Annotated in this window: 23 protein-coding genes; 12 read left to right on the forward strand and 11 right to left on the reverse strand. The window is 59.3% G+C overall.

Translation table 11 applies throughout. From position 1 onward, the window contains the following. The first annotated feature begins 105 nt into the window (after positions 1-105). The 3 genes from BFC21_RS02255 (at position 106) to BFC21_RS02265 (ending at position 2,764) form a co-directional block, all read left to right on the forward strand. The gene (locus BFC21_RS02255) at positions 106-789 is read left to right on the forward strand and encodes a response regulator transcription factor (protein WP_016780403.1); all 684 of its coding nucleotides are present in this window, start codon (positions 106-108) and stop codon (positions 787-789) included. Then, a complete protein-coding gene (locus BFC21_RS02260; RefSeq protein ID WP_120265630.1) occupies positions 786-2,054 on the forward strand; it encodes an ATP-binding protein in 1,269 nt (422 codons plus the stop codon). Before BFC21_RS02255 ends, BFC21_RS02260 begins: the two co-directional genes overlap by 4 nt. Before the next feature lie 260 nt (positions 2,055-2,314). Next, positions 2,315-2,764 (forward strand): hypothetical protein, encoded by a 450-nt coding sequence (locus BFC21_RS02265; protein WP_120265631.1) that lies wholly within the window; start codon positions 2,315-2,317, stop codon positions 2,762-2,764. Here BFC21_RS02265 and BFC21_RS02270 read toward each other — a convergent pair. From BFC21_RS02270 to BFC21_RS02285, 4 genes are all read right to left on the reverse strand, one after another. Then, positions 2,758-4,344, reverse strand: a complete 1,587-nt coding sequence (locus BFC21_RS02270; RefSeq protein ID WP_120265632.1) for an aldehyde dehydrogenase (NADP(+)) — start codon at positions 4,342-4,344, stop codon at positions 2,758-2,760. The genes BFC21_RS02265 and BFC21_RS02270 overlap by 7 nt on opposite strands. Positions 4,345-4,661: 317 nt before the next feature. Continuing rightward, on the reverse strand, positions 4,662-5,300 hold the full coding sequence (gene pcp / locus BFC21_RS02275) for a pyroglutamyl-peptidase I (RefSeq protein ID WP_120265633.1): 639 nt from the start codon (positions 5,298-5,300) through the stop codon (positions 4,662-4,664). A gap of 7 nt (positions 5,301-5,307) precedes the next feature. Then, complete coding sequence (locus BFC21_RS02280) at positions 5,308-6,258, reverse strand: DUF979 domain-containing protein (protein WP_088377050.1); 951 nt, start codon at positions 6,256-6,258, stop codon at positions 5,308-5,310. Continuing rightward, a complete protein-coding gene (locus BFC21_RS02285) occupies positions 6,255-6,986 on the reverse strand; it encodes a DUF969 domain-containing protein (protein WP_016780410.1) in 732 nt (243 codons plus the stop codon). Before BFC21_RS02285 ends, BFC21_RS02280 begins: the two co-directional genes overlap by 4 nt. 306 nt (positions 6,987-7,292) lie before the next feature. Between BFC21_RS02285 and BFC21_RS02290 the strand changes: the two genes are divergently transcribed. After that, the gene (locus tag BFC21_RS02290) at positions 7,293-8,213 is read left to right on the forward strand and encodes a LysR family transcriptional regulator (protein ID WP_086796285.1); all 921 of its coding nucleotides are present in this window, start codon (positions 7,293-7,295) and stop codon (positions 8,211-8,213) included. Positions 8,214-8,670: 457 nt separating this feature from the next. Here the strand turns inward: BFC21_RS02290 and BFC21_RS02295 are convergent, their stop codons facing one another. Continuing rightward, positions 8,671-9,858, reverse strand: a complete 1,188-nt coding sequence (locus BFC21_RS02295; RefSeq protein WP_088377051.1) for a methionine gamma-lyase — start codon at positions 9,856-9,858, stop codon at positions 8,671-8,673. A 124-nt stretch (positions 9,859-9,982) separates the two neighbouring features. Between BFC21_RS02295 and BFC21_RS02300 the strand changes: the two genes are divergently transcribed. The 3 genes from BFC21_RS02300 to BFC21_RS02310 all read left to right on the forward strand — a co-directional run bounded on the left by BFC21_RS02300 (position 9,983) and on the right by BFC21_RS02310 (position 12,235). Further along, positions 9,983-10,453, forward strand: a complete 471-nt coding sequence (locus BFC21_RS02300) for an Lrp/AsnC family transcriptional regulator (protein ID WP_016780413.1) — start codon at positions 9,983-9,985, stop codon at positions 10,451-10,453. Positions 10,454-10,957: 504 nt separating this feature from the next. Beyond that, positions 10,958-11,638: a glycoside hydrolase family 19 protein gene (locus BFC21_RS02305; RefSeq protein WP_088377052.1), complete on the forward strand. Its 681-nt coding sequence runs from the start codon at positions 10,958-10,960 to the stop codon at positions 11,636-11,638. Between the two features lie 63 nt (positions 11,639-11,701). Continuing rightward, on the forward strand, positions 11,702-12,235 hold the full coding sequence (locus tag BFC21_RS02310; protein ID WP_120265634.1) for a DUF3087 domain-containing protein: 534 nt from the start codon (positions 11,702-11,704) through the stop codon (positions 12,233-12,235). 76 nt (positions 12,236-12,311) lie between these two features. On the opposite strand, the gene ppnN is transcribed toward BFC21_RS02310, so the two are convergent. Continuing rightward, positions 12,312-13,685: a nucleotide 5'-monophosphate nucleosidase PpnN gene (gene ppnN / locus BFC21_RS02315; RefSeq protein ID WP_088377054.1), complete on the reverse strand. Its 1,374-nt coding sequence runs from the start codon at positions 13,683-13,685 to the stop codon at positions 12,312-12,314. 233 nt (positions 13,686-13,918) lie between these two features. Between ppnN and BFC21_RS02320 the strand changes: the two genes are divergently transcribed. Beyond that, positions 13,919-14,239: a YbjQ family protein gene (locus tag BFC21_RS02320; RefSeq protein WP_088377055.1), complete on the forward strand. Its 321-nt coding sequence runs from the start codon at positions 13,919-13,921 to the stop codon at positions 14,237-14,239. A gap of 47 nt (positions 14,240-14,286) precedes the next feature. Here BFC21_RS02320 and BFC21_RS02325 read toward each other — a convergent pair whose 3' ends face one another. Continuing rightward, positions 14,287-14,832 carry a DUF1269 domain-containing protein gene (locus tag BFC21_RS02325; RefSeq protein WP_016780418.1) on the reverse strand — a complete coding sequence of 182 codons (546 nt, stop codon included), beginning with the start codon at positions 14,830-14,832 and terminating at the stop codon, positions 14,287-14,289. Positions 14,833-15,123: 291 nt separating this feature from the next. After that, the gene (gene csrA / locus BFC21_RS02330; protein WP_016780419.1) at positions 15,124-15,318 is read right to left on the reverse strand and encodes a carbon storage regulator CsrA; all 195 of its coding nucleotides are present in this window, start codon (positions 15,316-15,318) and stop codon (positions 15,124-15,126) included. Positions 15,319-15,569: 251 nt separating this feature from the next. On the opposite strand from csrA, the gene BFC21_RS02335 reads away from it, so the two are divergent. Together BFC21_RS02335 and BFC21_RS02340 are read left to right on the forward strand one after the other, a co-directional pair. Further along, complete coding sequence (locus BFC21_RS02335) at positions 15,570-15,926, forward strand: hypothetical protein (protein ID WP_016780420.1); 357 nt, start codon at positions 15,570-15,572, stop codon at positions 15,924-15,926. A gap of 122 nt (positions 15,927-16,048) precedes the next feature. Next, entirely contained in the window at positions 16,049-16,669 is a 621-nt protein-coding gene (locus BFC21_RS02340; protein WP_016780421.1) for a TetR/AcrR family transcriptional regulator, read from the forward strand. Between the two features lie 206 nt (positions 16,670-16,875). Here the strand turns inward: BFC21_RS02340 and preA are convergent, their stop codons facing one another. Genes preA through hydA form a run of 3 tightly spaced genes read right to left on the reverse strand, consistent with a single transcriptional unit; the run spans position 16,876 to position 21,013 of the window. Next, positions 16,876-18,147 (reverse strand): NAD-dependent dihydropyrimidine dehydrogenase subunit PreA, encoded by a 1,272-nt coding sequence (preA, locus tag BFC21_RS02345; protein WP_088377056.1) that lies wholly within the window; start codon positions 18,145-18,147, stop codon positions 16,876-16,878. Continuing rightward, entirely contained in the window at positions 18,148-19,515 is a 1,368-nt protein-coding gene (locus BFC21_RS02350) for an NAD(P)-dependent oxidoreductase (RefSeq protein ID WP_120265635.1), read from the reverse strand. A gap of 58 nt (positions 19,516-19,573) precedes the next feature. Further along, positions 19,574-21,013, reverse strand: coding sequence for a dihydropyrimidinase (gene hydA / locus BFC21_RS02355; protein ID WP_029611352.1), 1,440 nt, complete (start codon positions 21,011-21,013; stop codon positions 19,574-19,576). 598 nt (positions 21,014-21,611) lie between these two features. On the opposite strand from hydA, the gene BFC21_RS02360 reads away from it, so the two are divergent. Both BFC21_RS02360 and BFC21_RS02365 read left to right on the forward strand, forming a co-directional pair. Beyond that, positions 21,612-23,099 (forward strand): NCS1 family nucleobase:cation symporter-1, encoded by a 1,488-nt coding sequence (locus BFC21_RS02360; protein ID WP_088377058.1) that lies wholly within the window; start codon positions 21,612-21,614, stop codon positions 23,097-23,099. Between the two features lie 36 nt (positions 23,100-23,135). Beyond that, a complete protein-coding gene (locus BFC21_RS02365; protein WP_088377059.1) occupies positions 23,136-24,407 on the forward strand; it encodes a Zn-dependent hydrolase in 1,272 nt (423 codons plus the stop codon). Positions 24,408-24,770: the final 363 nt, after the last annotated feature.

The raw sequence follows: 24,770 nt of genomic DNA on the forward strand, positions 1-24,770 counted from the left end.
TGGTGCGGTTAACCGAGTGTCAAGTTAGGTAAAGGTTGGCTGCAGGCAATGACGCTGCGGGCCGCAATGACGATAATGCGTAGATCCCCCCTTCAAGAGTTCGCCATGATCCGTGTATTGCTCGTCGACGATGACCAGGAACTGACCGGTTTGCTCAGTGAGTATCTGGAGCGCGAAGGCTTTGAGGCGACGGCGGTGCATACCGGCGAGGAGGGCGAGGTGCAGGCGCTGTCGGGGCAGTTCAGCATCGTGGTGCTGGACGTGATGCTGCCCCGGCTTTCCGGGATTGAAGTACTGCGGCGCATTCGTGCCCGCAGTCAGGTGCCGGTGGTGTTGCTCACCGCCCGCGGTGACAACATCGACCGCATCACCGGCCTGGAACTCGGTGCCGATGACTATGTGCCCAAACCCAGCTCCCCGGGTGAGCTGGTGGCGCGCCTGCGTGCAATCATGCGCCGGGTGCAACCGGGCGGGCAGGCCACCACCGAAGTGATCAAGACCGGTCCGCTGGTGTTGTGGCCCGGCAAGCGCCAGGCAATGTGGCAGGGGCGTGAGCTGGGGGTGACCAGTACCGAATTCAGCCTGCTCGAAGAACTCGCCCGCAGTGCCGGGCAAGTCGTCAGCAAGCAGGACCTGTCGCTCAATGCCCTGGGCTGTCCGTTGACCCGCTATGACCGGCGTATCGATGTACATATCAGCAGCATCCGCCAGAAGCTCGGCCCACGGCCGGATGCCAAGGCCTGGATCCAGAGCGTGCGCGGGCTCGGCTACCTGTTGATTGCCGAATGATGAGACCCAGCCGGCTGTTCTGGAAACTGTTTCTTGCCTTCTGGCTGGCCACCAGCCTGACGTTTTTTGTCGGTATCGGCATTATCACCTTGAGCCGCCAGGGCCCTGGCAATCCGCATCTGGACACCATCCTTGAAAGCGAGGAGCAGTTGCTGCGCCAGTTCGGCGTGGCGGCGGGCAAGCAGTTGCTGCAGGTGTGGCATCACCCCCCCGATGACGAAGCCATCGCGGTCTATGACAGCCGCGGCCAACTGCTGGCCGGGCAGGCGATCGAGCAACCGGCGTTCGAGCGCACGGTGATCAGCAAGGAAGGCCTTACTCTGTCGCTCAGGTCGACGCGGGTACCCGGCAATGGGGGTGGCGGGGAGGGTGGGCCGGGGCTGATGCCATTGCTGATCGGCACCGTGATGAGCGCGCTGTTCAGCAGCTTTATGGCTTTTTATCTGGCCTGGCCGCTGGCTTATTTGCGTCGGGCAATGAGCGATGTAGCCCAGGGACGCTTCGAGACCCGGGTAAAACCCTTTATGGGCGCGCGGCGCGATGAAATTGTCGACCTGGCCGAAGACTGCGACCGCATGGCCAACCAACTCAAGCTGCTGGTTGATGCCCAGCAACACTTGCTGCATGACATCTCCCATGAGTTGCGTTCGCCCCTGACGCGCATGCAGGCCGCCATTGGCTTGTTGCATCAAAACCCGGGTCGTGCCGACATGGTTGAACGCATCGAGCGTGAATCGCAGCGCATGGACACCCTGATCGAAGCCCTGCTGACCCTGGCCCGGGTGCAGGGGCGGCCCGAGAGTGTCGAGCGCGAGCAGGTGGATATCATCGAGTTGCTGCACTTGATCGTCGAAGACGCGCAGTTCGAAGCGGGTATCAAGGGTTGCCGGGTCAGCCTGCAGGGGTGCCCGTCCTTTGTCAGCCGGGTGAGCGGCGAATTGTTGTATCGCTGCTTCGAAAACGTGATCCGTAATGCTGTGCGCTACACCCGGGCGGGCACGGCAGTGTGGGTCGTGGCCGAAGCCAGCCCGGCGGGTCACTGCCTGACGGTGAGGATCAGCGATGAGGGGCCTGGTGTCGAGGAGTCGCGCTTGCAGAGGATTTTCGACCCGTTCGAGCGCGGCACCGGCGAAGCGGGTAGCGGTTTTGGTTTGGGGCTGGCGATTGCCTCGAGGGCAGTGGAAATGCACGGCGGCAGCATCAAGGCGAGCAACCTGCCGGGTGGCGGCCTGAGCGTGGCAATCACCTTGCCACTATCGCTGTAGCTGTACACTACTTCCCGTAGCAGCTGCCGAGGAACGCAGGCTGCGTCCGGCGGCGAAGACGTCGTGAAATTATTCGGCACAGCCTATCAGATGTACCGTGATCCCCGGGTTTGCGACTGCTTCGCAGCCGGACGCAGCCTGCGTTCCTCGGCAGCTGCTACGGGATCGCCAGAGATCTTTACACGAAATTACACTGCCTTGACGGCCCTGTACGCCGCGCCCCCGTAGACTTTGCCGCTCTATATCGAAAGGAAGTGGCCATGTTTCTGGTTCATAAAAAAGGCTTCGTAGCCGGCAAGAAAATGGTCGACGGTCTGGTGCCTTACGACTTTTTTTGTGAAGACAACCCGGCGATCAACCTGTTCGTGTTTACCGGCGCCGGGGCGCTGGGCAACACTGTCGAAGAACAGACGCTGTGGGGGTTTACCCGCCTTGAACGCTTTGAAGCGCTGACCAGTACCCTGGTCGCGAACAAAAAAAACCAGGGCTGGTTTCAAAGCGTCAATGTGCTCACCGGGCCCGCGCAGAACGGCACCCAGACGGTGAAGTTCCAGCGGGTGTTGAAGATCATCAAGCATGTCAGCGTCACCAGTCGCGTCGCCAGCAAGGCCGGCTACGAGATCCTGACCGATGAAGGCGACACCTACTTCACCCTCAAGCAGGTGCCGGGTCACAGCGCCCAGACCGTGATTTACGCCGTCGATCAGTGATCCAGCGGGTTACGGCTGTGGCTGCCATTGACCAGACGTTCGATCCCCAGCGGGTTGGCGTTTTTCAGCGCATCCGGCAGCAGGCTGTCAGGGTAGTTCTGGTAGCACACCGGGCGCAGAAAGCGATCGATGGCCAAGGTTCCCACCGACGTGCCACGCGCGTCGGACGTCGCCGGGTATGGCCCGCCATGCACCATCGCGTCACACACCTCGACCCCGGTAGGGTAGCCATTGAGCAGCAGGCGCCCGGCCTTGTGTTCCAGCACTGGCACCACCTCGGCGAAGGCCTGCAGGTCGGCAGGCTCGGCAATCAGGGTGGCCGTCAGTTGCCCGTGCAGGCTGTGCAGGGCTTGCAGTAACTGGGCCTGGTCGGCGACTTCAACCACCAGGGTGGTGGGGCCGAACACTTCTTCCTGCAAGACCCCGGCACCCGCAATCAGTAAACCGGCATCAGCCTGGAACAGCTGCGGGCTGGCCTGGTTGCCCTGTTGCTGGGCACCTGCCAGATGGCGAATGCCCTCGACGCCTGCGAGACGTTCGATGCCTTTGCTGTAGCTGACCAGCCCGCCGGCATTGAGCAGGGTTTGCGCGGGTTGCGCGCTGAAGAACTGACCCAGCTCAGCAACAAAACGGGTGAATGCGTCAGAGCGGATACCCAGCACCAGACCCGGGCTGGTGCAGAATTGCCCGGCGCCGAGCATCACCGAACCACCCAGCTCCCTTGCGATCTGCTCGCCACGGGCCAGCAACGCCTGTGGCAATACCAGCACCGGATTGATGCTCGACATCTCGGCGAATACCGGGATTGGCTGGGGCCTGGCGGCGGCCATGTCACACAGGGCGCGGCCACCGGACAACGAACCGGTAAAGCCGACGGCCTGAATGGCGGGATGCTTGACCAGCGCTGCGCCCACGCCCGCGCCGTAGATCATGTTGAATACACCGGCGGGCATTGCGGTGCGCTCGGCAGCGCGCACTATGGCCAGGGCCACCTGTTCAGCAGTTGCCATATGCCCGCTGTGGGCCTTGAATACCACCGGGCAACCTGCGGCCAGTGCCGAAGCGGTGTCGCCACCCGCCGTGGAGAACGCCAGCGGGAAGTTGCTGGCGCCAAACACGGCCACCGGGCCTACGCCGATGCGGCACTGGCGCAAGTCTGCGCGGGGCAGGGGCTGACGGTCCGGCAGCGCCTGATCGATGCGCGCGCCGTAAAAGTCGCCACGGCGCAGTACGTTGGCGAACAGGCGCATTTGCCCGCTGGTACGGCCGCGCTCGCCCTGGATACGGGGGGCAGGCAGGGCGGTTTCGCGACAGACGATGGCGACAAAGTCGTCACCCAGTGCGTCGATTTCATCGGCGATGGCTTCCAGAAACTCGGCGCGGCGCGTGGCCGGCAAACTGCGAAAGGCCGGGAAAGCGCTATTGGCGGCACCGACCGCCGCATTGACTTCGGCCTCGGTGGCCTGGACAAAGGTGTAAGGCAGTGTTTCGCCGGTGCTGGCGTCCACGCTGTGCAGATGAACACTGCCAGCGCCGCTGCGCTGGCCGCCGATGAAATTCTGGCCGGTGATGGTGGGCATATGGATTTCCTTAGGGTGGACGTAGCAGCTGTCGAAGGAACGAGGCTGCGTCCGAGATGGTGCGCCACTGCGACGAAGCACTCGTAAATGCGGGGTGCAGGATTTAACTGGACTATCGCACAACCTGACTTTACGACGGCTTCGCCGCCGGACGCAGCCTCGTTCCTTCGGCAGCTGCTACAGGGGAAGCTGCGCCGCAGCTAATCCGGCAACGAGCCTTCAAGGCCCCTTGTTGTGCCCACTGTAGTTTTTGTCGCGGGCACTGCCCAATGACGAATGCTGATTGGTTGATAACCACCGGTCATCTCTCAGGCGCGTCAGCAGACTTGCCCGCCGCTTTCCTGCACATCGTGTTCGCTGTGCAGGGCCGTCACCACGGCAATGCGCAGCCCTTCGACCTGGGTCGAGAGGGCCATCGACGGCCCACCGGCGGCCACCGCCTGTTGCGGCAATGCTGGCACATGGATAAAACCGCTGCGCACCCCCGACCCGGCCAATGCATGTTGCAGGCAATAGAACACCTGATTGCAGACAAACGTACCCGCCGTGTGCGACACCGACGCCGGAATACCCGCCGCCCTCAGTGCCCGCACCATTGCCTTGAGCGCCAGGGTGCTGAAATACGCCGCAGGCCCTTGCTCCACCACCGCTATATCGATCGGCTGATAGCCCAGGTTGTCAGGGATGCGGGCGTCGTTGATATTGATCGCAACCCGCTCGATGCCGATGTCTGTGCGGCCGGGGCCAAGCCCGACGGCAATCACCAGCTGCGGGGTGAACTCCTCCAGCAACTGATACAGGCGCTTGGGCGCTGCAGCAAACGCGCAGGGCAACTGCCGGGCGACGATGCGTGCATCGCCCTGCACGGTGCCGTCCAAAAGGCGCACGGCCTCCCAGGACGGGTTGACGGTGTCTTGGTCGAACGGTTCAAAACCGGTCAGCAGTACAGTGCGCATCAGGGCCTCACATCAGCGTATAAAGAAGCACGATATTGACCACCAGCATCATCAGCGCGGTGGGCATTTGCGCCTTGATCACCGCGTATTTGTCCGGCAGTTCCAGCAGGGCGACGGGCACGATATTGAAGTTGGCCGCCATTGGCGTCATCAGCGTGCCGCAGTAGCCGGAGAACATGCCGATCGCCGCCATCACCGCCGGGTTGGCATCGTACATGCCCACCAGCACCGGTACACCGACACCGCCGGTCATTACCGGGAAGGCGGCAAAGCCGTTGCCCATGATCACGGTAAACAGCGCCATGCCCAGCACATAGACCATCACCGCGACCAGACGATAGTCCATGTTGATATAGGCGGTGGTGACGTGGGCAACGGCGGTGCCGACCCCGGCGTCGTTGAACAGCAGGCCCAGCATGGCGAGCATTTGTGGCAGCACCATGGTCCAGCCCAATGCTTCGGTCAGGCGGCGTGATTCACGCAAGCCTTGCAGCGGGGTGTCGCGGGTCAGGATGCAGGCCAGCACCAGGGCCACCATGCAGCCGATGCCCAGGGACACGAACGTGGTGTTTTTCGGGTCAAGCAGCGGCACGCCACCGATCTGGGTGTTCTTCAACAGGATCGAACCGATCACTGTCACCAGAGGAATCGACAGGGCCGGGATAAACAGCTTGTGCCCCAGACGCCCGGCACTGGCCCGCGCAGCCTTGACATGCAACTCGGCATGGGTGCCACGGCCAACGCCGCCAATGCCTGCAATGCCGGCCATGACCAGCACGGCGATACCCACCACAAACGGCGAAAGCCGATCGCCAATAAGGAACACCAGGGCGAACAGCGCCCAGAACAGGCTGCTGGTCCAGCGCTTGGGGTGGGTGCGATCGGTCAGGATCATGCCCGCGGTGATCAGCAGCAGAACCCCGGCCAGCCAGTAGAAATATTCGATAGAGATAATCATCGTGCCAGCTCCTGAGCTGCGTCAGCGTCTTCGCGGGCTACTTCGGCCATGCTGCGCTCCAGCATCAGGTCAAAGCGATACAGGCGCAGGGCATGCACGATAAAGGCGCAAATCGCCGTCGGAATCCCCCAGAAGGCAATATGCAGCGGCTCGACATCCAGCCCCGAGCCGAGCAGGAAGGTGTGCATTAGCGCGATTGCGCCAAAGGCCACAAACACGTCTTCGCCAAAAAACAAACCGATGTTGTCGGTGGCGGCACACATGGCCAGCACTTTCTGGCGCACGGGGGCAGGCAGCTTGCCGTACTTGTTTTCGGCGGCGCCTTCGGCCATCGGCGCCAGCAGCGGACGAACCATTTGCGGGTGCCCGCCCAGGCTGGTCAAGCCAACGGCGGCGGTGGTCTCACGCACAAACAGGTACATGATCAGCAAGCGCCCGACCGTGGCGCGCTGGAAACTGGCAATCCAGTTTTGCGCATGCAGGCGCAGGCCATGACGTTCCAGCAGGCCGATCACGGCCAGGGGCAACAACAGGATCAACTGCAGGGCACGGGTTTGCAGGAACCCTTCACCCATTTCGCTGATGATTTTTTCCAGCGGGAAGTTGGCGGCAAGGCCGGTGACGATGGCGGCCGCGCTGACCACCAGCAACGGATTAAAGCGCAGCACAAAGCCAATGATAATGACGAACACGCCAATCAAGGGCCAGAGGTTTACGGCGGTTTGCATGAGGGGGCAATCCCTTTAGCTGGTTGCTGCAGCACCAGGGCAGGCTGGCGTGAGCAAGTCGAAAGCGGTCAGGCACACTTTCGAAAAATCGGTACGCTGCCGGACTCAGCGTGTTTTTTTATTGTTGAAACCCTATGGGCCTCATTGACCGATAGGGTTGGTGGTTTTGGGGTGGGCGTCCAGTCAATAAAATTTGTCACCACTGAACAAAAAAGTTTTATCAATCACCGACTTAAGCCGACTGGCCTGTGACTGCGGCAAGGGTTTACAGTGATGCCCTGGTTTTGCTTGGGTGAGGCGTGCTCCATGAATATGCGATTTCTTCTTACGTTTGTCTGGGTGGCGCGCCTGGGCAGCTTTCGTCTGACCGCCGAAAAGCTTTCCAGTACCCAGGCAGCCATCTCCAGTCGTATTTCGGTGCTTGAAACCGAACTGGGGGTGCAGTTGTTCCAGCGCGACTCGCGCGGGGTCAACCTCACCCGCGAAGGCCATCAGGTACTGGGCTATGCCGAAGAAATGCTGGCCACCCAGCAACGCCTGCTGCAATCGCTGGGGCAGGCGGACAGTTTTGCCGGGCGCCTGCGCATCGGGGTGATGGACACCGTGATTCATAGCTGGCTGGGGGACCTGATCAGCGCCCTGAGCCGCGACTACCCCCAGGTTGAGGTCGAGCTGACCGCCGATACGGCGCTGAACCTTAATGAGCAATTGCTTAAAGGGCAGCTGGACCTGATTTTCCAGACTGACCTGCTGCGCGCCGACGGCGTGCGCAATGTGCAATTGGCCAGCTACCCGCTGAGCTGGATTGTCGCCAAGGGGGCTGCCCTGGACCGCAGTTACGTCGACCTGGCGGACCTTTGTGAGGAGCGCCTGCTGACCTTTTCGCGCTTGTCACGGCCACATCAGGACATGCTCAACTTTCTGCACCAGCAAGGCATTGCCGCACCGCGAATCAGCTGCATCAACTCGGTGGCGGCGATTATCAAACTGGTGGCCGACGGATTTGGCATCGGCGCCTTGCCGCCGGTGCTGGTCAGCCGCGAATTGCAGAGCGGGGCCATGATTGCCTTGCCGATCGAGACGGCGCCGGGCTTTGCGGTGTACGCCAGTTGGCGCACAGGGGCGGGGTTGGAGCTTAATGAAGCGGTGGTCAGCCTGAGCCAGGCCGTGGTGGGCGAATACCAGCGCAGCGTTGTGCCTGAGCATTTTGTGTTGCCAGGCATCTGATCCGTATTTTTTCGCATTAACTGCGCCTGTTATGTATGCAGGCAGCGGCGCAAAATTCTCTTCAACCTTTCGAGACAGACGGGGACGCGAGTACACAGCAGCACATGCGTGTGGTCGGCTGATGTTCTGCGCCTGTTTTATGACGAACGATTGACGGGGAAATGTGATGAACAAGATGGCATGGTTTTTGGGCGGTTTTTTGGTGCTGACCATTGGCATCGGTATTTTGGCGACCATTCCGCCGGGTTGATATTTCATCCTGTCCTCACACTGCGTGTAGCAGCTGACGAGCGGAGCGAGGCTGCGATCGACGACGCAGTCGTCGTAAACCCTGAGTGTCAGGGTTAACTGACACACCGCAGTGTCCGGTTTTGCGACGACTGCGTCGGGGTGCCGTATCACGCCGAACGCAGCCTCGCTCCGCTCGTCAGCTGCTACGGTCGGGATCAGCGCTGCCCTACAACGCCTGCTCTATATCCGCCAGCAAATCGGCAACATCCTCCAGGCCCACCGCCAGGCGTACCAACCCTTCACTGATCCCGTGCCGTGCCCGTTCCTCCAGGGTATAGGTAGAGTGAGTCATGCTCGCCGGATGCTGCGCCAGTGATTCGGCACCCCCCAGGCTCACCGCCCGGCTGAACAGCTGCAGGGCATTCATAAAACGCTGGCCCGCGGCCATGCCGCCCTTGAGTTCAAAGGCAATCATCCCGCCCGGCAATTTCATTTGCCGGCACGCCAGTTCGTACTGTGCGAAGTTGGGCAGGCCAGGGTAGGCCACCCATTCCACGGCAGGGTGATCCTGCAACATCTGCGCAAGGGCCTGGGCGCTGCTGCAATGGCGATCCATGCGCAAGGCCAGGGTTTTGATGCCGCGCATCAGCAGGTGTGCGTCATGGGGCGACAGTACTGCACCGGTCAGGTCCTTGAGGCCCTGCAGGCGGATCCGGTCGGCCAGCGCCTTGCGTGTGACCACGATGCCCGCGGTGATATCACTGTGCCCGCTCAGGTACTTGGTGGCTGAATGCACCACCACGTCGGCGCCCAGCTCCAGCGGGCGTTGCAGGTACGGGGTGCAGTAGGTGTTGTCGATAACCACCAGGACGTCGCTGTGGCGCTGGGCGATGCTGCAGACCGCAGCGATATCCACCAGTTGCATGTTCGGGTTGGCCGGCGTTTCGAAGTAGATCATCCGCGTTGCGGGGCTGATCGCCGCTTCCAGCTCAGCCGGGTTGGCCATGTCCACATGCTTGACCACTACCCCGAATTCACCGATGCCGTGGTGCAGCAGGGCAAAGGTGCAGCCATACAGGGTACGGTTGACGATGATTTCATCGCCAGGGCGCAGCAGGGTCCAGAAGGTGGCGGCAATCGCACCCATGCCGGAGCTGAAGGCAACACCCGCTTCGCCGTTTTCCAGTGCCGCCATGCGTGTTTCCAGCAGGGCCAGGGTCGGGTTGGAGATACGCGTATAAAAATGCCCGTGCTCTTCACCGGAAAAGCAGCCCGCACCATATTCAGCGGTGGCAAAGGCAAAAGTTGAGGTCATATAAACAGGGGGGATAACCGCACCGTTGTTTTCCAGCGGGTTGTAACCGTAATGGATAGCGCGGGTAGAAAAGCCGAAGTTGTTGTTTTTATCGTTCATGCTGAACTCTCCGATATTTCCTACAATGCTATGCTTTAAATGAACGCGGTAAATGCCAAATTTACTGGTAAATACGGCACTTATTAGAACAAAAAATAGCCACGGTCGAACCTGGAGGCAATTTATGCCAAACGCCCTGGACAGAAGCGACAAGGCCTTGCTCGTGGCATTGCAGGGCAATGCCCGGCTCACGGTGGCCCAGTTGGCCGAGAGCGTTGCATTGACCACCTCGCCCTGTTGGCGGCGGGTAAAAATGCTTGAAGACAGTGGTGTGATTACCGGCTACCAGGCGATTCTTTCGCCCAAGGCCTTGGGCTATGGGGTGACGGCATTTGTCAGCATCATGATGGCCTCCCATTCGCAGGAGGTGGCCAGAAGTTTTGAGCAGCGTTTGCTGGATATTCCTGAAATTGTGGCCTGCCATAACATTTCGGGGCGTTATGATTTTTTATTGGAAGTGGTGGCCAGGGATCTGGAATCCTTCGGGGAATTTGCCCGCGAAGTGTTGCAAACCTTGCCTGCGGTGAAGGAAATCTATTCAAGCTTTTCATACAAGTCGGTCAAGCCGCAGCGCATGATTCCGGTGGCAGGCTAAAGGTGCCGGGTTGTGGATGGAACACTTTGGCATTATGAGTGGTGCGCGCCATATCCCTGGGTCAACAGGCAAAATCGTTCGGTGAGGCGGGCGCAGTAAAGTGCCTCAAACGAATAGTTGAATGATGGTTGGCCTTTGTTTATGGGGATGGAAGGCGTTTGACAGGTTGTGGACCTCGCTTAGTCTTAATTTATAACAGGATGGAAATTGTTAAAGGCGCAAGTTGTGAATTTGCGTCGTGGGCGTCCATTGCCTTTTATTGGGCAAGTGCAGAGGTTTGCTCTACAGGCAGGCATAAGCTGTTTGAGCATAAAAATAACAGGGTGTTGTTTGGCAGGCTCTCTAAGGGGCAACGGCAGGGACGTTTAGGTCAGTGCAGTTTAAGGGTGAGTTGTAAGTGTTTTCCTTAACTCAGGTCGTACCGGTCTAATACTGTTGTTTATGGCCGCAGGGGTGGGTTTTGGGTGATTCACTTTTAAACTCATTCAGCAAGAGTAAGTCATCATGTTAACCCGCGAAATCATGTTGCAACTGTTTCCCAAAAGCGCTGGCGCCGTGGACCTGTACCTGCCCTTTGTGCAGGCCGCGACGCGCCGGCGACAGATCAACACCCCCCGGCGCCTTGCCGCCTTTCTCGCCCAGGTGGGGCATGAAAGCGCAGGCTTCAGGGCACTGGTGGAAAACCTTAACTACAGCGCCGATGGCCTGGCGGCTACCTGGGGCGCACATTTTGCGCAAAAGAATGCGGACGGCAGTTACGTCATGAGCAGCCAGGGCAATCGCTCGCGACGGGTACCCAATGCCGATGCGCTGGTGCTCCAGCGCAGGCCCGAGGCAATTGCCAACCGGGTCTACAGTGACCGCCTTGGCAATGGTCCGCAGGGCTCGGGGGATGGCTGGCGGTATCGGGGCCGTGGCTTGATCCAGATCACCGGCAAGACCAACTACCGGCTGTGCAGCCTCGGGCTGTTCGGCGACATGCGCCTGTTGACCAATCCGCAATTGCTCCAGGAATGGCAATGGGCGGTGGAGTCGGCAGGTTGGTACTGGGACTCGCGCAATATCAATGCGCTGGCTGACGGGGATGATTTTGACCGGGTTACCCGGGCCATCAATGGCGGCCTCAACGGCCAGGCCGAGCGCCTGGCGCTGTATCACCAGGCGCTGGGTTTATTGCGCGCCTGAACACGGTTAACAGGCCATAATGCCGGCGCACGTTGCCCGTCATTCTGGAGTCATAAAACAGTGATGTTTGAACTAAAACCGATAAACCCTGAAACCTATCGCCAGCAAACTCGCCGCAGCACGCTGTATATCGCCCTGACCTTTATCGTACTGGCGCTGCTGGTGTCCGGGCTGGCGGTGATGGTGCTGGGCGTGGCAGGTGGCGACAATTTTCGCCTGAACCTGGCCGGGGTCATTGTCGCCCTGATCGCGACGGCGTTGCTGGTGCGTTATCTGTTCTGGACACAACCCTGGATGGCAGCGGCGGTCTATGGCTGGCAACTCAAGCGCAGCCTGATGAAGGTGACCAATGTCATGCACCATGTAACGGCAGGGGTGATGGCGGGGAATGTGGCGGCGCTGAAACTACTGCGCTTTTATCACCTGGGCGTAACCCAGATGTATCAACTGGATGCCAACTCCAGTGCATTAAGCCAGATGGTGCGCGAGATTGACTTGCACAAGGCGCGCCTTGAAGCACTGGGCATCGACCCCGGGCAGACCCGGCTTGACCCGCAGTGGTTTGTTGAAGTGAAAAAGTATGCGCCACTGCAATAACGCCTCAAGGGGCTGGCCAGGCGAGGTGCGCCCTGCGGCGACGCGTTTCGCTTGGCAAGCCCTGCAACGGTGAGGGTCAGCTGACGACGCGATAACACGGCTCATAGGCCGCGCCGCCTGGCAGTTTCATGCGGTGTTGCTCGACAAAGGCTTGCAGCAATTTGTCCAGCGGCTTCATCACGGCAGCGTCTCCGTGGATCTCGTAAGGCCCGTGTTGCTCGATCAGGTGGATGCCTTTCTCTTTTACGTTACCCGAGACGATCCCGGAAAAGGCCTGGCGCAGGTTGATGGCCAATTCATGCGCCGGCATGTCGCTGCGCAGTTTCAGGCTGGCCATATTGGCGTGGGTCGGGTCGAACGGGCGCTGGAAGCCTTCGTCGATTTTCAGTAGCCAGTTGAAGTGGAAAGCGTCGTTGCGCTCGCGACGGAACTGTTTTACCGCCTTGAGTCCGGCAATCATATGGCGGGCCACTTCGGCCGGGTTGTCGATGATGATCTGATACTGCTGTTGTGCTTCTTCACCCAGGGTCGCGCCGACGAACTCATGCAGTTGCTGCAGGTAGGGTTCGGCTTCCTTGGGGCCGGTGAGCACAACCGGGAAGGGCACATCCTTGTTCTCCGGATGCATCAGAATACCCAGCAGGTACAGGAACTCTTCCGCGGTACCGGCACCGCCGGGGAAAATGATCACCCCGTGACCGACGCGGACAAAGGCTTCAAGACGCTTTTCGATATCCGGCAGAATGACCAGTTCGTTGACGATGGGGTTCGGCGCTTCGGCCGCAATGATGCCCGGCTCGGTCAGCCCCAGATAACGGCCACCGGTCAGACGTTGTTTGGCGTGGGAAATAGTCGCGCCTTTCATCGGCCCTTTCATTACGCCGGGGCCGCAACCGGTGCAGATATCCAGGCTGCGCAGGCCCAGTTCATGGCCGACCTTCTTGGTGTATTTGTATTCTTCGGTATTGATTGAGTGGCCGCCCCAGCACACCACGATTTTCGGTTCTACGCCCGGGCGAAGCGTGCGGGCGTTGCGCAGCAGGTGGAAAACGTAGTCGGTGATGCCGGCAGAGGTGCTCAGGTCAATGCGCGGGCTGTCCAGGCCGCTCTGGGTATAAACGATATCGCGCAGGGCGCTGAAGAGCATTTCCCGGGTACTGGCGATCATTTCGCCATCGACAAATGCATCGGCGGGGGCGTTGAGCAGTTCAAGGCGCACGCCGCGGTCTTGCTGGTGAATCCGTACCTCGAAATCCTGGTAGGCCTCAAGGATGGTCTTGGCGTTATCGACGTGGGCGCCGGTGTTCAGGATGGCCAGTACGCACTGGCGGAAAAGCGTGTAGCTGGTGCCTGAGCCAACCTCACTCAGTTGTTGTACTTCACGTTGGGAAAGTGTTTCCAGACTGCCTTTCGGACTGACCGAGGCATTGATGACTTGTCTTTGGACCATTGCGAGCTTCCTTGAGCGGGGTCGAAAAATTGCTTGGCGCAGCTTTTGAATTCAGGTCAGCAGCGAGCGAGGCGTCCCAACTCTTACGTCTTTTGATTGTTCTACTTTAAGCATAGTAGCCCTGGCCGTGTAATTAAAAGCGCCTTCAGATAACTCCGGTTACAGTAGCAGCAGTGAGCACGGCAGCGATAAGGTAACCTCGCCCGTCACTGAAAAAGAAAAGGGACAGGCCCATGATCATCACGACCACACACAGCATTGACGGCAGAAAAGCCACTGAATACCTGGGGATTGTCAGTGCCGAATCGGTCCACGGCATTAACGTTGTGCGGGATTTTTTTACCGGAGTGCGCGACTTTTTTGGTGGGCGCTCCCAGACGCTGGAACGAGCGCTGAAAGAAGCGCGCGCAGAGGTCACGGAGGAAATTCGTGACAGGGCAAAAGCCCTGGGGGCAGATGCGATCATGGGGCTGGACTTTGAAATCAGCATGCCATCAGGTCGTGGCGGCATGCTGGTGGTATTTGCCACGGGCACAGCGGTGCGCTTGAACTGAGGCCCGGGGTTTCGACCGCGCAGGGCGGTCGAATGGGCCTGCAGGGGTTAAACCGTTTTCGCCAAAGGCACGCCGGCCGTGGTCTTGGACAGCGCGTCCTGCAGTTTCTGCTCTTGTTCCGGGGACAGGGAGGTGCGCAGGACCTTGCCCTTGAAGTCCGAGTCTTCCAGTTCTTTCAACACTTTTTCCGGCTGGAACTTGCGCAGCAGTACGAACAGGGCCGAGGAGTCATTGGGAATGGTTTCGCTCAATGACTTGATGAAATCGTCATCGATCCCGTAATCGCTCAACGAACCCGACAGGGCGCCAGTGCCAGCCCCCAGCGCGCCACCAATGGCAAAGCCTGCAAGCGGGTTGAGAAACAGCAACCCGACCAGTGCGCCCCACAGGCCGCCGGTGACCAGGCCTGAAGTGGCGCCGATCGCGGTCAGGTTGACGCTTTGCTTGATATGGATCTTGCCTTCGGCATTACGTACCACAATCACCGCATCTTCCAGCTCTACCAGGTGCTCTTTGCTCAGCGAAACCATCTTGGTGAGAGCACGGTCTGCTTTTTCGGTGTCTGAAAATCCCACTACGATTAAATCGGACATGTCTTTCATTCCTTGACGGTACAGGTCCAGCCCGACGAAGGGCTGAAGGGTGGAGGAGTTTCACAAGGCGTCACAACGCAAACACCCTGGCGCGCAGTGGTTCAGCTGTCTGGAGCCTTCTGCGAGGAATGAGCGTGGTCGCTAACCGTGAAACGGTCAAGTCAACAAGACATATCTCTTGAAAAAGAGAAGGGTGTGGCAAGGGGAGCTGTGCCGTGGCAAGTGCAGGTGCGTTGAGGAGGGCTGGCTGAGCAGCCCTGACCTCAAGCCTGGGGCTGATGCCTCACAGACTTATGGCTGTTCGTTCTTTTCAGGGGCATTCAAACCGGCCTGGATACGTTGGTAAATTTCTTCACGGTGAACGGCTACATCCTTCGGTGCATTGATGCCGATTCTGACCTGTTGTCCGCTGACACCTAAAATAGTGATCGTAATATCGTCACCGATGTTTATGCTTTCACCAACTTTGCGGGTGAGTATCAGCATTTTTTTCTCCTTGATGGCTTTGTAAGGCACGTCTCTGAGACGGTGCGGCTTCGGTCATGACTACAGAATACTGCTAAGTACGTATTTTTGCGCCGCTCATTACAGACGACATGGCCAGAGGTTTAATTCCCTTTACGGGGAAAATTCTCGCGCATAAGCCTTAAATTGGGGCGCTTTGGATTTGTTCAAGGAGAGCAAGGCCGCTGCCCCAGTGATAAAATCTACCCATTCAAACAGACAGGGGAAACGCAGTGCGTATAGTCATCGTGATGACAGCAATTTTGGCCTTGACGGCTTGCGGTCAGGAGTCTAACGATAAAATCCAGCGGGCTAAAGCAGCTTCTGAAGCAACAATGGCCCAGGCCCCTGTTGCGCACTGGGCTTTGGAGATCACTGAAGGCCAGAGAGCGACCATTCCTGACACCACCGGCAGGCTTCTTGACAACGGATTTACTCCTTACATTTACGAGAGCGGCGGTGTTCAGCACTTCCTGATCGGGCCGTTTACCACCCAGGCCCAGGCGCTTGAGGCCCAGGAAAAGATGAAGCTCAAGCCCAAGCTGGACGGCATTGAAACCAACGTGATCGAATTGCCCGCCGCGAAATAAACGGATACAGCGTCGGGTAATCGCCTAAGCGTAGCTGCCACAGGGGTTATTCGGCGCTTTGTGCAGGATTTTTTTGCCCACTCGGCGTCCAACAGAGCAGCACGACGGTAAGGGCAATTGCCATGAGCAATCACAAGATCGAAATTCGACGCAGCAATGTCGAAAAAATCCTTCTGGGGGCCGAACAGGTTTTTGCCGAAAAAGGCTTTGCAGGTACGGCAATGGCGGATATTGCAGCGCATGTGCAGTTGCCGCGCTCCAACCTGCATTACTACTTCAGCACCAAGACTGATCTGTACAGCGCGGTATTGCTGGCGTTGCTCGAGGTGTGGAAGCAGGATGCGCTGTGTTTCGAGACTTATGATGATCCGCGCCTGGTACTGAGCAGTTATATCCGCGCCAAGATGAATCACTCGCGTACCCGGCCGCACGGCTCTAAAGTCTGGGCCAATGAAATGATCCACGGCGCGCCGACCCTGGGTCTGGCGCTGGACGCCAGCCTGTACGACTGGGCCAAGATGAAAGAAGCGAAAATTCGCCAATGGGTGCAGGACAAGCGAATCCTGCCTGTGGAACCGTCCAGTTTGCTGTACATGATCTGGGCTTCAACCCAGCATTATGCTGACTTTGACCATCAAGTGATGATCATCAACGATCACCAGCCGTTGTCCGATATCCAGTTTGAGCGTGCGGTGCAGACCGTCACCAGCGTGATCCTGCGGGGGATCGGGCTGGAGCCGTAAGCAACCTTGCTTATCGATCGTGCGGGAGCGGGCTTACTCGCGATGGCATCACCCCGGTGTACCTGACACACCGCATCGCCTGCATCGCGAGCAAGCCCGCTCCCACAATGGCCCTAGCAAGGAACAGGTTTTGTGAGCGCCACAAAACCTGTGGGAGCTGGCTTGCCTGCGATAGGGGCACTGCGGTCAATCACGCCAGCCACATTTCAAACCACGCAATACGGGTTACGCGGATCATGGTTCCAGTCCAGAAACGGCAGGCCATTGTTATGCGGCACCATCTCGATACAGTCCTGCACCGGGCAGGTGATCTGGCACAGGTTGCAGCCCACGCATTCATCGTCGATAACTTCGTAACGGTGTGTGCCGTCAGCCTGCTTCAAACTGGCAATCGCCTGGTGCGAGGTGTCTTCACAGGCAATATGGCAGCGTCCGCAACCAATGCAGGCGTCCTGGTCGATCTTGGCGATAACCTGATAATTGATATCCAGATATTTCCAGTCAGTGGTATTGCCTACAGCACGGCCGGAGAATTCATCCAGGCTGGCATAGCCCTGACTGTCCATCCAGCGTGATAAACCGTCCTTCATCTCGTCCACAATCCGAAATCCGTGGAGCATTGCGGCGGTGCACACCTGAACGGCGCCACAGCCCAGGGCGATAAATTCTGCCGCATCGCGCCAACTGCCAATACCGCCGATACCGCAGATGGGCAGGCCTTTGGTCAGCGGGTCGCGGGCGATTTCGGCGACCATATTCAGTGCAATCGGCTTGACTGCCGAGCCGCAATAACCGCCGTGGGTGCTTTGGCTGCCCACCATCGGCAGCGCCACCATGCGCTCTAGGTCGACGCTGGTGATCGAGTTGATGGTGTTTATGAGCGACACCGCATCGGCCCCGCCACGGTGGGCGGCCCGGGCGCTGAGGCGCACATCGGTGATATTGGGTGTCAGCTTGACGATCACCGGCAGTGAACAGTAGGTCTTGCACCAGCGTGTGACCATTTCTACATACTCGGGCACCTGGCCCACGGCCGCGCCCATGCCGCGCTCCGGCATGCCGTGGGGGCAACCGAAATTCAGCTCGATGCCATCGGCACCCGTAGCCTCCACCAGTGGCAAGATGTATTTCCACGACTCTTCTTCGCAGGGCACCATCAAGGACACGATCAGGGCCCGGTCCGGCCAGTCTTTCTTGACCTGGGTTATTTCGCGCAGGTTGATTTCAAGAGAACGGTCGGTAATCAGTTCGATATTGTTGATGCCCATGACTTCGCGGTTGGCCCCGAAGTGTGCCGAGTAGCGGGACGACACGTTGACCGCTGCGGGGTCTTCACCCAGGGTTTTCCAGACCACGCCCCCCCAGCCCGCCTCATAGGCGCGCACCACGTTGTAGGCTTTATCGGTAGGCGGCGCCGAAGCCAGCCAGAAAGGGTTGGGCGCCTTGATGCCGGCGAACACAATCGAAAGATCGGCCATTTACGCAGCCTCCTGATCAAGCATGAGTTGGGCATGCATGGCTTCTGCGGCCAGCTTGCCGTGTTGTACGGCCTGTACGGTCAGGTCTTGCCCCAGGGAGGTGCAGTCGCCACCGGCATAGACCCCGGGCACGCTGGTGCGCAATTGTTCGTCCACCTCGATGCGATCACCTGAGCGTTTGAGCGCTTGCGCCAGTGGGTCGCTGAGGCTGGCATCGTCAAAGGTCTGGCCGATGGCCTTGAACACCGCGTCTGCTGTCAGCTCGAAGGTTTCGCCGGTGGTCACCAGGTGCCCGTCCTCCAGGCGTGTGCGGGCAAAGCGCATGCCGCGCACCTTGCCCTGGTCATCGAGCAAAATGTGCTGCGGCTGCGCCCAGGTCATCAGCCTTACCTGATTGGCCTTGGCGATGTCCTGCTCGTGCGCGGTGGCACCCATGTCCTCAAGCCCGCGGCGATACACCAGGTTCACTTCCCGGGCGCCCAGCCGGGCCATTTGCACCGCCATGTCGATGGCCGTGTTGCCTGCGCCCAGCACAATGCAGCGCTCGGCCAGGGGTAATTGGGTCAAGTCGTCGCTCTGGCGCAGTTCGCGGATGTAGTCAGTGGCGGCCAGCAGCCCTGGCGCGTCTTCGTGGGGCAGGCCCAGCAGGCGACTGGCTGCCAGCCCCAGGCCGAGGAACACCGAATCGAATTGGGCATGCAGTTCGCTCAGGCTCAGGTTGTCGCCCAGGCGCTGGCCGTGGCGCACCTCGATGCCACCGACTTGCAGCACGAAATCCACTTCACGCTGGGCAAAATCGTCCACCAGCTTGTATTTGGCAATACCGTACTCATTGAGCCCGCCGGATTTTTCCCGCGCTTCGAATATCACCACCTCATGGCCGTGCAGCGCCAGGCGATGGGCGCACGCCAGGCCAGCCGGCCCGGCACCGACCACGGCAATGCGTTTGCCGGTGGGCGCGGCGCGCTTGAAGGGGTGTTCGCTGAACTGCGCGTGGTCCACGGCATAGCGCTGTAACAAACCGATCAACACCGGTGCGCACTCTTGCGTGTTGTTGCGCACGCAGGCTTGCTGGCACAGCACTTCTGTCGGGCATACCCGGGCACAGCTGCCGCCGAGGATATTGGCCGAGAGAATTTTCTGCGCTGCACCCTGGACGTTTTCCTGCTGAATATTGCGAATAAACGACGGGATATCGATGTCGCTGGGGCAAGCGTTGACGCACGGCGCGTCGTAGCAATACAGGCAGCGTGAGCTTTCCAGTACGGCCTGACGAGCGCTGAGGGGAGGGGCCAGATCGGTAAAATGGCTGGCCAGCACCTGCGCATTTTCGTGCGGATGCGGTAAATGATTCAGGGACTTGATCACGGTGATTGCCTCACGGTTGTGGGGGTCTTCCTGCCTCTGTCGGGCAGTGCCTTGTGGCTCAGCGCTTCACAGCTACCGGCTGCTGGTGCTCGGCGCGTTTTTTCAACAAGTCGAATACGGCGGGGTAGGCCGCACGTTCGATATAGCGCCCGGCGCCGCGTTCGGCCCGCAGGTCGCCATCGACCCACACCAGGCGACCCTGGCTGATGGTATGGCTGGGCACGCCGCGCACGGTCTTGCCTTCAAAAATATTGAAATCGACGTTCTGGTGGTGGGTCTTGGCGGAAATGGTGCGCGTGCCCAAAGGGTCCCACAGCACCAGATCGGCATCGGCCCCTACCCGGATCGTGCCTTTGCGCGGGTAGATATTGAAAATCTTCGCGGTGTTGGTGGAGGTCAGCGCGACGAACTCCTGCATCGACAGGCGCCCGGTATTCACCCCTTCATCCCACAGCAGTGCCATGCGGTCTTCGATCCCCGCGGTGCCATTGGGGATCTTGCTGAAATCATCGCGCCCGGCGGCCTTTTGCTCGGCACAAAAGCAGCAATGGTCGGTGGCGGTGGTGTGCAGGTTGCCCGATTGCAAGCCGTGCCACAGGGCCTCCTGATGCCCGCGAGGGCGGAAGGGCGGGCTCATCACATAACCGGCCGCCGTTTGCCAGTCGGGGTGCTGGTACACGCTGTCATCCAGCAGCAAATGCCCAGCCAGTACTTCGCCATATACCGGTTGGCCCTGACTGCGGGCGTAGGTGATTTCGTCGAGTGCTTCACGGGTCGACACATGCACCAGATACAACGGCGTGCCAATGGTCTGGGCAATGCGGATCGCCCGGCTGGCAGCTTCGCCTTCCACCTGGGAAGGGCGCGACAGCGGGTGGGCTTCCGGCCCGGTCATGCCCTGGGCCATGAGTTTGCGTTGCAGGTGGTACACCAGTTCGCCGTTTTCGGCATGCACAGTGGGGACCGCGCCCAGTTCCAGGCAACGCTCGAAACTGGCCACCAGGGTGTCGTCGGCGGCCATGATCGCGTTTTTGTAGGCCATGAAGTGCTTGAAGCTGTTGATGCCGTGATGGCTGACCAGCTCGGCCATCTCTTCGCGTACCTGCTCGCTCCACCAGGTGATGGCGACATGAAAACCGTAGTCCGCTGCCGACTTTTCGGCCCAGCCGCGCCACTGATGAAAAGCCTCCAGCAGGGACTGCTGCGGGTTGGGAATGACAAAGTCGATAATCGATGTAGTGCCGCCGGCCAGACCGGCTGCGGTGCCACTGAAAAAGTCTTCGCTGGCGACGGTGCCCATAAATGGCAATTGCATATGAGTGTGAGGGTCAATACCACCCGGTATCAAATACTGGCCGCTGCCATCGAGCACTTCGCAGTCTGCAGGAACATCAAGATCAGTACCAATTGCGCGGACTAGACCGTCAGCACAATAAACATCGGCACAATAACTTTCATCATGGGTCACAAGCGTAGCGCCACGGATTAACAGCGACATACGGAGTTCCTCGCAGGCTGACCGGCTTGAGCCGGCTCTAAGTGTTGTTATTGAAATTAGTGGGGAGTTTGCATTCCTGCCACTGGTGACAGGAATAAAATCTAGAGGGTTGTTTGAAAATGATCAAACTTTATTTTTAAAGATGTTCTTTTAAGTTAACTGTTTGATTTATATGATTATTTAAATCAAATCACCAAAATGATGCACGCACTCACCATTTTGACGCACTTGACAGGAATCAAATATAAGCGAAGTTTCTTATGCGAAATCAGGCGCTTGAGTGCGCAGGGCGAAGGAGATGAAACGATAAATTAAATAAGGGCGCACCGAGTTGTTTCATTTGGCTATATCAAAAAAACAATACCAGAGACAAACAGGAATGAGAGTCATTTGGAAATGAGGTTAAAACAGTTTTAAAACCAGAGAGTTGCAAGTGATAAAAGCCAGTGTGCGGGGAAGGTGCAAGTAACACGGCACAGTTCTTGATTGTTGCTGTCATGACCGCGCGGGCCGATGCAGACAAGTGAGTATCCAGGCAAGGGAAACGCCCTGTACCCATGTGCAGGACCTGACAGCACAAAAAAGAGAGTGATCGAACATGCAACCGAGCAGATCAAAAGTCACCGAACGTAACGGCTTGTACGAATTGGACGCCGGACCTGAAGTCCTCGACAGCCCCCGCTATAATCCTGACATCGCCCCCACCCAGGTTCACGAACGCACCTGGAACAAATGGCATATCACTGCCCTGTGGGTCGGTATGTCCATTTGCGTGCCCACCTACACCCTGGGCGGGGTGCTCACGGCTTACTTCGGGCTGTCAGTCGGCGAGGCACTGCTGGCAATTTTGCTGGCCAATATCGTGGTATTGATCCCACTCACCCTCAACGCTTTTGCGGGCACAAAATACGGCATTCCCTTTCCGGTGTTGCTGCGCTCTTCCTTCGGCATTCTCGGCTCCAACGTACCGTGCCTGATCCGCGCCCTGGTGGCCTGCGGCTGGTTCGGGATCCAGACACTGTTCGGTGGCCTGGCCATCCACCTGTTTCTGGGCTCGGTGTTCGAGGGCTGGAAAAGCCTGGGGGGTACCGGTGAAGTGATCGGCTTCATGATTTTCTGGGCGCTCAACCTGTGGGTGGTGTTGCGCGGCGCCGAATCGATCAAGTGGCTGGAAACCCTGTCGGCACCACTGCTGGTGCTGGTCGGCCTGGGCCTGCTGGTGTGGGCATTGCCCAACGTGTCGATGACCGAACTGCTGGCTCAGCCACCCAAGCGCCCGGAAGGCGCCAGTGTGTATGGTTACTTCTTTGCCGGCCTGACCGCGATGGTGGGGTTCTGGGCCACCTTGTCCCTGAACATTCCGGACTTCAGCCGCTACGCCAAAAGCCAGAAAGACCAGATCCTGGGGCAGATTTTTGGCCTGCCGCTGACCATGTTCCTGTTTGCCGCCCTGGGTGTGGTGATGACCGCCGCGTCGGAAAAACTGGTCGGCGTTACCGTGTCCGACCCGGTCAGCCTGATCGGTCATATCCAGAGCCCGGGTTGGGTGGCACTGGCGATGGCATTGATCATCATCGCCACGCTGTCGACCAACACCGCGGCCAATATCGTGTCGCCCACCAATGACTTCCAGAACATCGCCCCCAAGCTGATCAACCGCACCACGGCGGTGATGCTCACGGGCCTGGTGGGCCTGGCGCTGATGGCCCATGAACTGCTGAAAAAACTCGGCCTGCTGGTCTCGGACGTGAGCCTGGAGACCGTGTATTCCAACTGGCTGCTGGGTTATTCCAGCCTGCTGGGCCCGATTGCCGGGATCATGGTGGTCGACTATTTCATTATTCGTCAGCAAAAACTCGACCTCGCCGGGCTGTACCGCGACGGCGTGTATCCGGCCTGGCACTGGAACGGTTTTATCGCCTTTGGCGTACCTGTGGTGCTGACCCTGCTGTCACTGGGCAGCAACGCTTTCAGCTGGTTCTATGATTTCGGCTGGTTTACCGGGTCGTTGCTCGGGGCCGGGATTTACTACGCGCTGCACCGTCTGGGCAGCCAGCAGGTCGAGACCGTCGAAGGTACGGTTTGAAGCCGATTCCTATAAAAAATGCCTGAGGAAAACACCATGAACGCTGTACAAGAGCTGCAACAGCAACGCCCGCAATCGATCAACGGCGAGCGCCTGTGGGCCTCGCTGATGGAACTGGCCCAGCTTGGCGCCACGGTCAAAGGCGGCGTGTGCCGCCTGGCCCTGACCGACCTCGACCGTCAGGCCCGGGATATTTTCGTGCGCTGGTGCGAAGAGGCGGGTTGCACCGTCAGCGTGGATGCCGTGGGCAATATCTTTGCCCGCCGCGCCGGGCGCAACCCAGAGTTGCCACCGGTGATGACCGGCAGCCATATCGACACCCAGCCCACGGGCGGCAAGTTTGATGGCTGTTTCGGCGTGCTCGCCGGGGTTGAAGTGCTGCGTACCCTTAACGACCTCAACATCGAGACCGAAGCGCCGCTGGAAGTGGTGGTGTGGACCAACGAAGAGGGCTCGCGATTTGCGCCGTGCATGATGGGCTCCGGGGTGTTTGCAGAAAAATTCACCCTCGAAGAAACCCTGGCCAAAACCGATGCCCAGGGCGTAACCGTGGGTGAAGCCCTGGATGCGATCGGCTATGCCGGCAGCCGCAAGGTCAGCGGGCATCCGGTGGGGGCGTACTTTGAAGCCCATATCGAGCAAGGGCCGATCCTCGAAGACGAACGCAAGACCATCGGTGTGGTGCTGGGTGCCCTGGGGCAGAAATGGTTCGACCTCAACCTGCGTGGCGTCGAAGCCCATGCCGGGCCGACCCCCATGCATCTGCGCAAGGACGCCCTGGTGGGCGCGGCGGCCGTGGTGGCTGCGGTCAACCAGGCTGCCCTCGGCCACCAACCCCATGCCTGCGGCACCGTGGGTTGCCTGCAAGCCTACCCGGGTTCGCGCAACGTGATCCCTGGAGAAGTGCGCATGACCCTGGATTTCCGGCATTTGCTGCCCGAGCGCCTGGACTCGATGATCGAACAGGTGCGCGGGGTCATCGAGGCCACCTGCAAAGAGCATGGCCTGAGTTTTGAACTGACGCCCACAGCGGATTTTCCGCCTCTGTACTTCAACCCTGATTGCGTCAGCGCGGTACGTGATGCGGCCAATGAACTGGGCTTGTCGAATATGGATATCGTCAGCGGGGCAGGGCATGACGCCATCTTCCTGGCCGAGTTGGGCCCGGCGGGTATGATATTTGTGCCGTGCGAAGGTGGCATCAGCCACAACGAAATCGAAAACGCCGATCCCAAGGATCTGGCGGCGGGGTGTGCTGTGCTGCTCAAGGCGATGTTGGCGGCTTCGAAAACGGTGTGTAGCCGCTGAAGAAAGAAACGAGACTGCGAAGGGTTGCGCCGCGACCTGTGCTTTGACCTGAAGCGAAGGGCCTGCGGCCCTTTTCGCAGCCTGCGGCAGCGGCTACAGGATTCGCATCTGAAGCACGCTCCCGCCTGAAGCAGTTAACGAGTAGAACGAGGCTACGTCTGGTTTGGTGCGCCACTGCAACGCAGCAGTCGTAAAACCAGACGCCTGCGGTGTGCCAGTTAGATCCGACTCCCGGGCTTTACGGCCGCTACGCAGCCTCGCTCCGCTCGTCAGCTGCTACAAAGATTGCGTCGTACACACTTGCGCCAACAGGTCGGCCAGTTGGCCGCCTCGGAGGTTTTTGATCTGCTTTCGATCTTGATC

It is taken from the genome of Pseudomonas sp. TMW 2.1634, assembly GCF_001703595.1.
GTDB classification, from domain to species: Bacteria; Pseudomonadota; Gammaproteobacteria; order Pseudomonadales; family Pseudomonadaceae; genus Aquipseudomonas; species Aquipseudomonas fragi.